This window comes from Microvirga sesbaniae, from assembly GCF_025460805.1.
GTDB lineage: Bacteria > Pseudomonadota > Alphaproteobacteria > Rhizobiales > Beijerinckiaceae > Microvirga > Microvirga sesbaniae.
The window spans coordinates 32,343-45,261 of the sequence record NZ_JAMXFJ010000009.1 but is presented as its reverse complement, the minus strand read 5'-3'; the positions used below and the strand labels follow the sequence as shown (position 1 = coordinate 45,261).

11 protein-coding genes are annotated in these 12,919 nt (G+C 63.6%); 10 read left to right on the top strand and 1 reads right to left on the bottom strand.

The window, feature by feature from the left end:
- From OCW50_RS14355 to OCW50_RS14330, 6 genes are all read left to right on the top strand, one after another.
- Nucleotides 1-1,011 carry an ABC transporter permease gene (locus tag OCW50_RS14355; RefSeq protein WP_262268815.1) on the top strand — a complete coding sequence of 337 codons (1,011 nt, stop codon included), beginning with the start codon at nucleotides 1-3 and terminating at the stop codon, nucleotides 1,009-1,011.
- A 66-nt stretch (nucleotides 1,012-1,077) separates the two neighbouring features.
- Nucleotides 1,078-3,021, top strand: coding sequence for a D-apionate lactonase family protein (locus OCW50_RS14350; RefSeq protein ID WP_262298027.1), 1,944 nt, complete (start codon nucleotides 1,078-1,080; stop codon nucleotides 3,019-3,021).
- 504 nt (nucleotides 3,022-3,525) lie between these two features.
- The gene (locus OCW50_RS14345; RefSeq protein WP_315974429.1) at nucleotides 3,526-4,554 is read left to right on the top strand and encodes a purine-nucleoside phosphorylase; all 1,029 of its coding nucleotides are present in this window, start codon (nucleotides 3,526-3,528) and stop codon (nucleotides 4,552-4,554) included.
- A gap of 134 nt (nucleotides 4,555-4,688) precedes the next feature.
- Nucleotides 4,689-5,624, top strand: coding sequence for a nucleoside hydrolase (locus OCW50_RS14340; RefSeq protein WP_262298025.1), 936 nt, complete (start codon nucleotides 4,689-4,691; stop codon nucleotides 5,622-5,624).
- Between the two features lie 650 nt (nucleotides 5,625-6,274).
- On the top strand, nucleotides 6,275-7,432 hold the full coding sequence (gene solA, locus OCW50_RS14335; protein ID WP_262298024.1) for an N-methyl-L-tryptophan oxidase: 1,158 nt from the start codon (nucleotides 6,275-6,277) through the stop codon (nucleotides 7,430-7,432).
- 49 nt (nucleotides 7,433-7,481) lie between these two features.
- Nucleotides 7,482-7,829: a hypothetical protein gene (locus tag OCW50_RS14330; protein WP_262298023.1), complete on the top strand. Its 348-nt coding sequence runs from the start codon at nucleotides 7,482-7,484 to the stop codon at nucleotides 7,827-7,829.
- Nucleotides 7,830-7,865: 36 nt separating this feature from the next.
- Here the strand turns inward: OCW50_RS14330 and OCW50_RS14325 are convergent, their stop codons facing one another.
- A complete protein-coding gene (locus tag OCW50_RS14325) occupies nucleotides 7,866-8,282 on the bottom strand; it encodes a lysozyme inhibitor LprI family protein (RefSeq protein WP_262298022.1) in 417 nt (138 codons plus the stop codon).
- A 232-nt stretch (nucleotides 8,283-8,514) separates the two neighbouring features.
- Here OCW50_RS14325 and OCW50_RS14320 point away from each other — a divergent pair, with 232 nt between their 5' ends.
- The 4 genes from OCW50_RS14320 (at nucleotide 8,515) to paoC (ending at nucleotide 12,824) form a co-directional block, all read left to right on the top strand.
- The gene (locus OCW50_RS14320; protein WP_262298021.1) at nucleotides 8,515-8,766 is read left to right on the top strand and encodes an XdhC family protein; all 252 of its coding nucleotides are present in this window, start codon (nucleotides 8,515-8,517) and stop codon (nucleotides 8,764-8,766) included.
- Between the two features lie 282 nt (nucleotides 8,767-9,048).
- Complete coding sequence (gene paoA / locus OCW50_RS14315; RefSeq protein ID WP_262298020.1) at nucleotides 9,049-9,684, top strand: aldehyde dehydrogenase iron-sulfur subunit PaoA; 636 nt, start codon at nucleotides 9,049-9,051, stop codon at nucleotides 9,682-9,684.
- Nucleotides 9,681-10,631 carry an FAD binding domain-containing protein gene (locus tag OCW50_RS14310; protein WP_262298019.1) on the top strand — a complete coding sequence of 317 codons (951 nt, stop codon included), beginning with the start codon at nucleotides 9,681-9,683 and terminating at the stop codon, nucleotides 10,629-10,631. The genes paoA and OCW50_RS14310 overlap by 4 nt, the downstream gene beginning before the upstream one ends.
- A gap of 3 nt (nucleotides 10,632-10,634) precedes the next feature.
- Nucleotides 10,635-12,824, top strand: a complete 2,190-nt coding sequence (gene paoC / locus OCW50_RS14305) for an aldehyde oxidoreductase molybdenum-binding subunit PaoC (RefSeq protein ID WP_262298018.1) — start codon at nucleotides 10,635-10,637, stop codon at nucleotides 12,822-12,824.
- The last annotated feature ends 95 nt before the right edge of the window (nucleotides 12,825-12,919 follow it).

Genomic DNA, 12,919 nt, shown 5'->3' with positions numbered 1-12,919 from the left:
GTGACGACGAACGACCTCGTAAGCTCCGACGCCCGCGAACCGCCCGGCGGTTCTGCGCCACGCCGCGCCAGTTGGGCCAGGCGGATCCTCGGCCGCCTCGAGGTGCGGATGGCGCTTCTTGCTTTGCTCATCGCGATCGCATTGTCGCTGCTCTCGCCGTATTTCCTCACTCGCACGAACATCTTCAACATCCTCGACCAGTCCGTGGTGGTCGGCATCGTGGCTGTCGGCATGACCTTCGTCATTCTGACCGGCGGGATCGACCTTTCGGTCGGGTCGGTCGCAGGCCTGTGCGGGATTGTCCTGGGCCTTTCCTTGCAGCACCTACCGATCCCGCTCGCCATCCCGTGCGCTATCGCGGCGGGCGGCTTCATCGGCCTCGTCTCAGGGTGCCTGATCGCTTATTTCGGCCTCGCGGCATTTGTGGTGACACTCGGCATGATGGCGATCGCCCGAAGCCTCTCGTACATTTTCTCCGGGCAGACGGCGATCTCGAATATCCCGTCGGACCTATCGAACATCGTCTATACCTCGATCCTCGGAATCCCGTCGAACGTCGCGTTCCTCCTCGTCCTCTATGCCCTCGCCTTCGCGTATCTCACCTACACCAAGGGAGGGCGCACCATCTACGCGATCGGCTCCAACAAGGAGGCCGCACGCGCCGCGGGCCTCTCCGTCCTGTTCTACAGCACGCTGCCCTATGTGATCTCCGGCGCCCTCTCGGCGGTCGCGGTGACCTTTTCGATCGCGCAGCTTCTCTCGGCCGATCCCCTGATGGGCAACATGCTCGAGCTCGACGCGATCGCGGCTGTGGTGATCGGGGGGGCGAGTCTCTACGGCGGGCGAGGCTCGATCGTGGGCACGCTGATCGGCGTCCTGATCATGGTGATGATCCGCAACGGGCTGAACCTCATGGGTGTCTCGCCTTTCTGGCAGGGCTCGGCCATCGGAGCGATCATCATCCTGGCGCTGCTGGTCGAGAGACTGGTCAGTGTCCGCGCAAAGCGCTGAAGCCAACCAGTTCGAAAGTCAGACCAGGAAATCAAGCAGCCCAAGCGTTCTAAAGGGAGGTCCGATATGTCCAGCAATGTATCACTCGCCGTGCGGCTCTACGGAACCGAAGAGCAGGTAGAGCCGCCGCGCGTCCTCCGCGCGGGCTCACTCAGCGCGGAGCTCGAAGCCGGAAACCTGCGCTACATCCGCTATCGCGGCCACGAGCTCCTGCGTGCTGTGTCATTCATCGTGCGCAACCCCGACTGGGGCACCTACAACCCGCGCATCTCGAACCTGTCCGCCGAAGAAACCGACGGCGGCTTTCGCGTCACCTACGATGCGGTCGCAGCCGACGAGCGCCAGGAGTTCCGGTACTCGGCGGAGATCTCCGGCACGAGTGACGGCCGGCTCATCTTTCGGGCACAAGGCCGCGCGGCCACGGACTTCGAGACGAACCGCACCGGATTCGTGGTGCTCCACCCCGAAAGCGCGGCCGGCCAGGCGGTCCGGATCGAGCATGTCGACGGCCGGAGCGTCGAAGGCGCGTTCCCGGAGCTGATCGACCCCGTCCAGCCGATGATGGATCTGCGCGCGCTGACCCACAAAGCCGCTCCGGGCCTCTCGGTCACCTGCCGGATGGAAGGCGACACCTTCGAGATGGAGGATCAGCGCAACTGGACGGACGCCTCGTTCAAGACCTATGTGCGCCCGCTTGCCCTGCCCTGGCCATACCGGCTCGCGGCCGGCACCGAACTCGAACAATCCGTCACGGTGACGGTTGAGGATCGCGGGAGCGCGGCCGCCCCGACGGGCGGCATGGTCACAGTCCGCCTCGGCGGCGATGCGGGACCGGCTCCGCGGCTTGGCCTCGGACTTGATCCGGCCGACGCGGAGGATGCCCGCGCGGCACGCGATCGTTTGAGCGAAATCGGGCGTTTCTATCTCGTCTGCCGCCACGATCCCCGTCAGGGTCACAGTTCGGACAGCCTGCGCGCGGCGGTCGAGATCGCGCGCGATCTCGGCGCGGAGCCCTGGCTCGAGGCCGTTGTGCTCTCGGTCGAGCAGAGCGCGGCGGAGGCCGAGATCGCCGAGCTCGGCCGGGTGGCCGCGTCGCTCGGCTCACCGTTCCGCGTGGTCCTGATTTCGCCCGCACCCGATCTGAAATGCACCTTGCCGGGCAGCGTCTGGCCACCATCCCCGCCTCTCGACGCACTCTACCGGGCCGCCCGTCGGGCGTTTTCGGGCTCGGAGATCGGTGGCGGAATGTTCAGCTATTTCACGGAGCTCAACCGCAAGCGCCCACCGAAAGAGTTGCTCGACTACGTGGTCTTCACGACATGCGCGGTTGTCCATGCCGGGGATGACCGTTCCGTCATGGAAGGGCTCGGCTCGCTCCCGTTTATCGCCAGGAGCGCCCGCGCGATCGCGGGTGAGACGCCCATCGTCGTCGGGCCGAGCGCCATCGGCATGCGCGACAACCCGTACGGCGAAGCCCCGATGGCCAACCCGCACAACATCCGGCAGGCCATGAACTTCAACGATCCACGCCAGCGAGGCCTCCTCGGAGCGGCATGGAACCTGGGCTATTTCTCGCATTTCGCGCGCGGCGGCGCGGCCGCGATTGCGCTCGGCGGCTTGGTGGGGGCGTTCGGCGCCGTTCATGCACGCCGCTCCTGGCCGCAGCCCTTTTTCGATGCTCAGCCGGGGCTCTATCCAGTCTTTCACATCCTGCGTGGCCTTGCCCGATTGGCTGGACGCGCGATGATTGCGACGGAGATCTCTGCACCCAACCTCGTGCAAGGCTTCGCCGCCCGGTCGGACCTGGGTCGGGAGCTATGGCTTGCGAATCTCACGGCCGAGCGCCAGCACGTCACGATCGAAGGGGTCGGAAGTGTCCACGGGGCGATCCTGGCAGCTGAGGACCTCGAGGCGGCGGCGGCCGATCCAGGCTTTCTCGACCGGATGGAACGGATGGACTCGGTCGAGTTGGAACCCTTCGCTGTCGCGAGATTGGCCTTGCAACCATGAGGGCGCTGGGCCCACTGTTGGCCGGGCAATTCGGGTCTGCGGCAACTTTCTTGTCCCTCTCGCGGGCTCTGACCTGAGTTGCCTGAGGGATGAAGCAGATGTTCAAGGGCAGACGGGTCGATGGGGCGGTAATCTTGCTCGGTGTCCGGTGGTATCTCGGAACTTGAGGCAATCCCCTGCCTGTGGGTTGTGCGAAAGGCGGCGCTGGCGATCGTGGGTGGCGGGGTATCTGAGTCGTCACCCAGCTTGCCGATCGAGCGTTGACCTCGTGCTACGGCTGACCGGGACCATCCAAGCCTGAACCGCCGATGGAAGCTTGGCTGAGATGCCCCCCCGATGGCCAGAGTTGCGGTCTCAACGAGCGCTCTGCCTGCATGACAAGCAACCAAGATCGAACTTTCCGGTAGCCCCGATCCGGCTGGGTTTGGTAGACCCGATCCAGCCGACATCCCTATAGCCGTCTGGCTGCTGGGGAGACATTGCGATTGCAGACGTGAGGAGCTGATGATGTTACATCAATGTGGAGCCGGTCTTCTGGGCGTTGTGGCCGCGAGCCTCCCGCTGGCCCTCTCCGCACAGGAAGCCTCCCAACGCATCAGCCCCAAGGTCATGGTGATTACCATGTTTGCCGGTGAGGCCAAGCCCTGGCTGGATAGTGAGCGGTTCACGCAGAAAGTAGCGGTTCCTGGCCTGTCCAAGGCCTTTCCCGAGGTGTCGTGCACTGACGCCGGTCTGTGCCTGATGACCACCAGCATGGGCTATGCCAATGCGGCCAGTTCTGTTTCGGCTTTGATCTACACTGGCCGTTTTGACCTCTCGCAGACTTACTTTCTCATTGCCGGCATTGCCGGTGTTGATCCCGCCGATGGGACCTTGGGATCAGCGCATTGGGCGCGCTTTGCAGTCGATGGGGGCCTGCAGAATGCGATCGACGCCCGCGACATGCCCAGCGACTGGAGCACCGGCTATGTCGCCATTGGTGCGAGTCGACCGGGCGAGAAGGTCGAGCTCAGGTACGGAAGCGAAGTCTACCGGTTGAACGAGGAACTCCTGCAGAAGGCGTACAGCCTGACGAAGGACGTAGAGCTGGCTGATGGTGATGCCGCCAAAGCCTACCGGGCGCGGTACGCAGCCGCTCCGGCGAATGCCGCACCCCGCGTGAGCATCTGCGATACAATCTCCATGGATACCTGGTGGCACGGTTCAAAGCTCGGAGCCGGGATGGAGGCATGGGCGAAGCTGATCACGAATGGTGAGGCCAACTATTGCACCACGCAGCAGGAGGATAATGCGACCCTCACGGCCCTGCGGCGCGGCGCGGACGCCAATCTCCTCAACTTCGACCGGATCGCCATCCTTCGAACCGCGTCGAACTTCGATCGGGAAGGATCAGGGCAGACCCCTGTGGAGTCCCTGACGGCAAAGTCGGGCGGCTATATTCCCTCTGTCACGAACGCGTATCGGGTTGGCGGCAAGTTCGCTCACACGATCGTAGCGGATTGGCAGAGCTGGAATGCACGAGTTCCGAAGTAAGGGTGGCAGAGTCGCCCATTCGGCCCTTCACGGAACTGGGTGGGCGGTCACAATCATGCAGGGATCGCTGCACTTGAACTTTGCCTTAGCATCTGCTGAAAGCAGAGGCCTGAGATGCTCGTGAGCGCAAATGGATGAAGCAGGTTATCATCGACACTGACCCTGGTCCGGATGATGGGGTCGCCATCTTGACGGCCTTGGGCTCTCCCCTGATTGAAGTCCTTGGAGTCTGCGCTGTCGCCGGCAACGTTCCTCTTCATCATACTGCCCGAAATGTTCGCAAGATCCTGGAGCTCGCCGGGCGCCAGGATGTCAAGGCATTCGCCGGAGCCGAGGCTCCTCTGGCCCGCCCGCTTTTCACGGCTGAGTACGTGCACGGCAAGACCGGATTCGACGGATACGATCTGCCGGAACCGACGATGCCTATTCAGCCTCAGCATGCGGCTGACTTCATCATTCAAGAGGTCATGAGCCGGCCAGCGAAGTCCGTCACGATCTGTGCTCTTGGCCCCTTGACGAATTTGGCAATGGCGATCGAACGGGAAGGACGCGTAGCCGGACGGATTGACCAGATCGTCTGGATGGGCGGCGCTTTGTCGGAAGGCGGCAATGTGACTCCTGCAGCCGAGTTCAACTGCTACGTGGATCCAGAAGCGGCCGCGCGAGTGTTGCGTTCGGGCGCTCGCATCGTGATGATGCCATTGGATGTCACCCACAAGGCTCACGTAACGGCTGATCGGATCGAACGCTTCCGCACGATGGGGAACAAGGTCGGTCCAATCTTTGCGAGACTCCTCACCTACGCCAAGCAGTTTGATTGGCAGAAGTACGGAGCTAACCGCGCTCCGCTGCACGATCCGACGACAATTGTCTGGTTGCTGCGGCCCGAGTTGTTCTCGGGCCTCCCTGTGAATGTCGAGATTGAGACGAACTCTCCTCTGACAACCGGGATGACTGTGATTGATTGGTGGGGTGTGACCAACCGGCAAAAGAACGCTTACGTCGTCCGTGATGTTGATGCCGAACGATTCTACGATGTGATCTTCGAAAGCTTCGGCCGTCTGCCCTGATGATCCGAGACCAGGACATTCTAACTTTGCGCCTACATCGAAGCGACCGGCCGTCAACATCATGGAGTTCCAAAGCTGCGTGTCAGGCTGTTTCTTTGATTGATGTCAGGGGTTTCAATCGCGACGGGCTTCGGATGCCCGGATTTTTCCGGTGATGTGTTCTAAGGAACCTCGGGTCGATCCCAAGAGGCCGATCCCGACCAGCGTCACAGCGATCCCGATCACCAGAACGAGAGCATCTGTCCGCGCAAGCCCTGAGAGCGACGCTCCGACCAGCAGAACACCTGCTATGATCGCCACTCGTGCCACGATCATGCTCTTCCGGCAGCGCTCTGCCGCCTCGGACAGATCGTCGATTTCGGATTCGAGATCAGCAATCTGTCGGTGGAGGTCATTCATCCAGCTGGGTCACAGTGCAAGAGGTCGGATGCTCATCAGGATGCATCAGTCTGCCATATGGGAAGAAAAAGTCCCATCTTCATCCCGATTTGCAGGAATATAGTCGATCATGCCCTTGTCGAAGGCGATTTCCCGTACGTCATGCAGATCGACCGATTGTCCATCGCAACATCGCACATGACCGTTGCCCTGTGAGCCCCAACCGGTAAGCTGGCTTTGCCATCTGTCCAACGTTCGTGGGGCATCTCACTATGAAATCATTCGACACCATCGTGATCGGCATAGGCGGCATGGGGTCTGCCGCCCTCTGGCACTTGGCTCGCCGCGGCCAGAGGGTGTTGGGCATTGACCGGTTTGACCTGGGGCACAGCATGGGCTCCTCCCATGGGCTGAACAGGATCATCCGCCTCGCCTATTTTGAGCATCCCAACTACGTCCCGCTCCTCCGCCGTGCCTACGAGCTATGGCGGGAAGCCGAGCAGCAGACCCGTGAGCAACTGCTGTTCATCACGGGTGGCGTCGATGGGGGGACGGAAGACAGCCGGATCGTTCAAGGCGCACTGACGGCGTGCCGGGAGCATGATCTTGCGCATGAAGTCCTCACTGCTCGTGAAACCGCACGACGGTTCCCCGGTTATAAGCTCCCGGACCACTATGCCGCCGTCTTCCAGCCGGAGGCAGGGTTCGTGGCATCGGAGCGCGCCATCCTGGCGCATGCATCCCTGGCCGTCTCTGCCGGAGCCGAACTCCACGGACGGGAGAAGGTCGTCGCTATCGAGCCCGCCAACGGGCGGGTGCTGGTCGTGACGGATCAAGACCGCTATGAGGCCGGACAGGTGGTGGTCTCCGCAGGCGGTTGGATTTCCGATCTCATTCCCGCTCTCAGGAGCACGGCTGTGCCGGAGCGCCAAGTCCTGGGCTGGTTCCTGCCCCGGAAGCCGGAGTTTTTTCGGCCAGACGTCTTCCCGGTGTCAAACATCGAGTCTGAGGTCGGTCACTTCTACCAGTTCCCAACCTGGGGCATCCCAGGGTTCAAGATCGGGCTTTACCACCACTTCCACGAAACCGGCCATGCCGACGAGCTTTCCCGAGAGCCGACGCCTGCTGACGAAGAGGCGCTTCGCAAGGGCATCCGGCACATGTTCCCCGATGCCGATGGACCGACCCTGCGGCTCGCCACCTGCCTGTTCACCAACACACCTGACGAGCACTTCGTGATTGACATCCTTCCAGGGGCGCCGGAGGTCGTGGTGGCATCTCCCTGCTCAGGGCACGGGTTTAAGTTCGCCAGCGTCATTGGAGAGGCATTGGCCGACCTGGCAACGACGGGGAGCAGCAAACTCGATCTTTCGCTGTTCGCCATGAAACGGTTCGAGGGCGCATCAGAGGCTTCGTTGGGAGCAGGTTGATACGATTTGTTATGAGTGGGGAGCCGCAGTTGCTGTGATGCTGGTTGTGGTGAGTACGAGGCTCACGCAGCTGGCCGCCAGGACGCAGAGCAATCTATCACCGCTGCCGTGGTTGCAGCGAACGGGTCAGCTCACGGATGACAGCGTCCTCATTGTGGAGGTCGTCGATCTCCTCATCCACCTCAGGTTCCGGTTCCCTCACAGGAACCCGCAGGACTGGGAGGTCGCGGCCGAGCAGCCGGTGCGGACAGGCCTGGCATTTGTCGATGCAGTAAGCCGCTTGAGCGCCGTGGGCGAGAGCCTACCGGTGCAGGTCGAGGCCGCCACCGGACTGCTCGTTAGGGGCAATCTCCCTGGCTCTGCCACGGCCCAGCAGCACAGCGCCGTGTGCGGATGAGATGATGCCCACGTTGTCTGTTCGTCACATTTGCTATTACTGCAGATAGCGCTCTTCGAGGTCCTTCGTGCGGGTTACCGTGTACTCGTAGAGGCAGCTGATCACCGCGATGCTCGTGCCGGAGCCGCCCAGAAGCTCGAAACTGCGCGCCCCGCTGCAGTCCTTATCCTTGAAGGTGTTCCAGGCGCGCTGCGCGGCGATAAGATCGTCTCGCCATTCCTGTGCCCTGTCGGGGGTTAAGCCGTCCGTTGGCTGAATGGTGGCAAGCGCCTTCTTCCAGACCTCATTCAATGCAGCATCGGCCTTCTTGTACGCCTGCGCGATACACTCACCGATTTCAACTTGCGATGAAGCGCTGCACGTCCTGCTCAAGGAGGCCGGTGGGCTTGCCCAATCCGTTGCGGCGCTCATGGATGGATTAACGAGCAAAGTAAGAGCGACCACAAGGCGCATAGCGCGACTCCCACGTGACAGGAGCGGAATATAGCACGCTGCCGGCCGCAAGTCTGCTGTTGGGCTCTGTCCCGCGATATCCGATCGAACCCGGTCGGCACAAAGACCCGCGGCGGCGGCACCGATCACCAGAACAAGGGCACTGAACCCAAAGGCTCCCTGATATCCCCCCATAGCGGCACTCCTGGAAGCGCGGCGCCCGATCACCCTCATTCAGCCGGAGACAGGGATCTTGGCCATTTTCCTGTTCCACGACCACGGCTGGGATCCCTTGTTAATGGAAAGGGTAGCGTCCCAGCCTGCCTACTTCATCGGCGCTTTGGGAAGCTGCCGGACCCATGCCGCCCGCTTCGATACCCTTCGGAGCCGGGGTGTTCGGCAGGAGGCTCCGGAGCGTATCGTCTCACCGCTCGGCCTGATCCCGTCGGCCCGCGACCCCGCGACCCTTGCCCTCCCAGCCTTGTCCCAAATCGTCGACGCCTAGCGAAGCGTCACAACATCGTGACACCTCCTGCCCGGGTCAGTTCCGATCCCCGGGCGGGCCAGGACTGGTCGAGCTTTGTGACGGAATTCAACGACTTCGCGCCAGTCTCGTCGGCCATTCATAAGCCCTGAACATAAGGGCATGCAGCTTTAGGGCATGATCTTTCGCCCGCCCCTACCCTAGACTCGTTCCAGTTGAGCCCAATCTGTGTGTCCTCGAACCAAGCGGCGGATTCGCCCGGGACATGCCATCAGACCCTGAATGGAAGGAGCATCGACCACCATGCCGATCCTTCATGACCTGGAACTCAACCGACGCGACCTGATGGTCGGCGGTGGCACTTTGGCGGCCCTGACTGCGGTCCCTGCCGTGGTTCAAGCCCAACCATCCCCAGCCGGAGCGCCTGCCTTGACAAAGGTATCACTGACCGTGAACGGCCAGTCCCACGATCTTGAGATCGACATCCGAACGACCCTTCTCGACGCCCTGCGCGAGCGCCTGCACCTGACCGGGTCCAAGAAAGGGTGCGACCACGGCCAGTGTGGTGCCTGCACCGTCCTTATCGACGGTCGCAGGGTGAATTCCTGCCTCACGCTCGCGATCATGAACGAGGGCATGGAGATCACCACGATTGAGGGTCTCGGAACCCCGGAGAATCTTCACCCCATGCAGGAGGCCTTCATCAAGCACGATGGCTACCAGTGCGGCTACTGCACGCCGGGCCAGATCTGCTCCGGTGTCGCCGTATTGGGTGAGATCAAGGCCGGGATTCCAAGCCATGTCACCCCTGACCTCACGCAACCGGTCACATTGAGCGATGCGGAGATCCGCGAGCGCATGAGCGGCAACATCTGCCGCTGCGGCGCCTATTCCAACATCGTTGAGGCGATGACCGAAGTCGCCGGGAGGCAGGGATGAGGGCGTTTACCTACGAGCGTGCGACGTCGCCCGTTCAGGCGGCCGCCGCCGCTGCGGCCAATCCCGATGCGAAGTTCATTGCGGGCGGCACCAACTTGCTCGACCTGATGAAGCTCGAGATCGAGACGCCTGCGCACCTGATCGATGTGAACGGGCTCGGACTCGACACGATCGAGGCCACTTCCGAGGGCGGATTGCGGATCGGGGCGCTGGTGCGCAACACCGACCTCGCCGCCGACGAGCGGGTGCGGCGCGACTACGGCGTGCTCTCGCGGGCGATCCTTGCCGGAGCGTCCGGGCAGCTTCGCAACCGGGCCACCACGGCCGGCAACCTGCTCCAGCGTACCCGGTGCCCCTACTTCTATGACACGGCCCAGCCCTGCAACAAGCGTCAGCCCGGCTCGGGCTGCTCCGCCATCGGCGGGTTCTCCCGCCAGCTCGGCATCGTCGGCACGAGCGAGGCCTGCATCGCCACGAACCCGTCGGACATGGCGGTCGCCATGCGGGTCCTCGACGCAACGGTCGAGACGGTGAAGCCCGATGCCACGACGCGCCGGATCCCGGTTGCCGAATTCCATCGCCTGCCCGGCGATACGCCCCAGATCGAGACCGTGCTGGAACGGGGTGAATTCATCACGGCGGTCACGCTGCCCGCGCCCGTTGGCGGCAAGCATCTCTACCGCAAGGTTCGTGATCGCGCGTCCTATGCCTTCGCCCTGGTGTCAGTGGCTGCCGTCATCCAGCAGGACGGCACGGGTCGCATAGCGGTGGGGGGCGTCGCGCACAAGCCCTGGCGGGTCGAGGCCGCCGAGTCCGAGCTTCCGCGCGGCGCAAAGGTTGCCGCGGAGCGGTTGCTGGCTGGCGCGACACCAACCCACGAGAACGCATTCAAGGTGCCGTTGGTCGAGCGGACGCTCGGCTCCGTACTGGACGAGGCGAGGAGCTGAGGCATGAAGTTCGACAAGCCGGAGACTACGAATCCGATCGACCAGCTCAAGGTCGTGGGGCAGCCTGTCAACAGGGTCGATGGCCCTCTCAAGGTCACGGGCGCCGCGACCTATGCCTATGAATGGCACGATCCTCATGCGAGGCTGGCTTACGGCTACCCGGTCGGATCGACCATCGCCAAGGGACGGATCGCCTCGATGGATCTCTCGCGGGCCCGCACGGCACCGGGTGTGGTCGCCATCGTGACGGCCAAGGAGGCCGGTCAGCTCGGGAAGGGGTCGCGGAACACGGCAACGCTCCTGGGTGGCCCCGAGGTCGAGCATTACCATCAGGCCATTGCCGTCGTGGTGGCCGAGACCTTCGAACAGGCCCGCGCCGCCGCGGCGCTCGTGCACGTCACCTACGAGGAGGCCGAGGGCCGGTTCGACCTCACCGCCGAGAAGGATGGCCTCGGGCCGACCGAGTCCGACGTGAAGGTCGGTGAGTTCGAGACGGCTTTCGCCGAGGCGGCCGTGCGCCTCGATGAAACCTACACCACCCCGGACCAATCGCACGCCATGATGGAGCCGCATGCGTCGCTGGCCGCCTGGGACGGCGACAAGCTGACGATCTGGACGTCCAACCAGATGATCGCCTGGAGCGTCGGCGACGTCGCGAAGACACTCAAGATCCCCCCGGCGAACGTGCGCGTGATCTCCCCCTATATCGGAGGCGGGTTCGGGTCGAAGCTGTTCGTCCGGTCGGACATGATCCTGGCTGCACTTGGATCTCGCGCCGCCGGACGGCCCGTGAAGATCGCGCTGCCGAGGCCGTTCCTCATGAACAACACCACCCATCGGCCGGCGACCATCCAGCGCATCCGGATCGGCGCTGGGCGAGACGGCAGGATCACCGCCATCGCGCATGAGGGCTGGTCAGGGAACCTGCCGGACGGTGATCCCGAGAACGCCGTGGATCAGACCAAGCTGCTCTATGCCGGTGCCCACCGCCTGACCGGCAACCGTCTTGCGACGCTCGACCTGCCCGAGGGCAACGCCATGCGGGCCCCGGGCGAGGCGCCCGGCCTGATGGCACTCGAGATCGCCATGGATGAAATGGCCGAGAGGCTTGGCCTCGATCCGATCGAGTTCCGGGTCATCAACGACACGCAGGTCGACCCGGGCAATCCCGCCCGGCCGTTCTCGCATCGCCAGCTCGTGGAATGCCTGCGCGTCGGCGCCGGGCGCTTCGGCTGGGCGGCCCGCGACGCTCGTCCCGGGACCGCGCGGGACGGGCGCTGGCTCAAAGGCATCGGGGTCGCGGCCGGCTTCCGCAACAACCTGACCATGAAGTCGGGTGCCAGGGTGAGGCTGGACCGTCGCGGAGTCGTCACGGTCGAAACCGACATGACCGATATCGGGACCGGCAGCTACACGATCATCGCCCAGACCGCCGCCGAGATGATGGGTCTCCCGATCGAGAGGATCTCGGTTCGTCTTGGCGACTCTTCGTTCCCGGTCTCGGCAGGTTCGGGCGGCCAGTGGGGGGCCAACAGCGCGACGGCCGGTGTCTATGCCGCTTGCGTCAAGCTCCGCGAGACGGTCGCGCAGCGCCTCGGGTTCAATTCCAAGGACGCCGTCTTTGCCGATGGCGAGGTCCGGTCGGGCGATCGGCGTGTGTCCCTGGCCCAGGCGGCCAGCGATGGTGAACTCGTCGTGGAGGACACGATCGAGTTCGGCAACCTCAAGAAGACGCATCAGCAATCGACCTTTGCGGCCCATTTCGTCGAGGTGGCCGTTGACGCCGCGACTGCCGAGACCCGCGTGCGGCGCATGCTCTCGGTGTGCGCGGCAGGCCGCATCCTCAACCCGAAGACGGCGCGCAGCCAGGTGATCGGCGCCATGACGATGGGTGTCGGAGGCGCCCTGATGGAGGAACTCGCCGTCGATACGCGGCGCGGCTTCTTCGTCAACCACGACCTCGCGGGCTACGAGGTTCCGGTCCATGCCGACATCCCGCACCAGGAGGTGATCTTCCTCGACGAGGTCGATCCGATGTCCTCACCGATGAAGGCGAAAGGTGTCGGCGAACTTGGGCTGTGTGGCGTCGGCGCGGCCGTCGCCAACGCGGTCTACAACGCGACCGGTATCCGCGTGCGGAGCTATCCGATCACCCTCGACAAGCTGATCACGCAGCTCCCCGGCGCGTCATGAAGCATACGGCAGGGGACGCCCCGTGAGCGCAACGCACACGCGGGCGTCTCCTGCCTCCCTGCCCGAAGTTCGTCGCCGTGCCCAGGTCGCGGGTG

Bases quoted from the DNA above. Each gene is read 5' to 3' on its own strand.
- OCW50_RS14350 (WP_262298027.1), top strand. From the start codon at position 1,078: ATGTCCAGCAATGTATCACTCGCCGTGCGGCTCTACGGAACCGAAGAG.
- OCW50_RS14345 (WP_315974429.1), top strand. From the start codon at position 3,526: ATGATGTTACATCAATGTGGAGCCGGTCTTCTGGGCGTTGTGGCCGCG.
- OCW50_RS14340 (WP_262298025.1), top strand. From the start codon at position 4,689: ATGAAGCAGGTTATCATCGACACTGACCCTGGTCCGGATGATGGGGTC.
- solA (WP_262298024.1), top strand. From the start codon at position 6,275: ATGAAATCATTCGACACCATCGTGATCGGCATAGGCGGCATGGGGTCT.
- OCW50_RS14325 (WP_262298022.1), bottom strand. From the start codon at position 8,282: ATGCGCCTTGTGGTCGCTCTTACTTTGCTCGTTAATCCATCCATGAGC.
- paoA (WP_262298020.1), top strand. From the start codon at position 9,049: ATGCCGATCCTTCATGACCTGGAACTCAACCGACGCGACCTGATGGTC.
- OCW50_RS14310 (WP_262298019.1), top strand. From the start codon at position 9,681: ATGAGGGCGTTTACCTACGAGCGTGCGACGTCGCCCGTTCAGGCGGCC.
- paoC (WP_262298018.1), top strand. From the start codon at position 10,635: ATGAAGTTCGACAAGCCGGAGACTACGAATCCGATCGACCAGCTCAAG.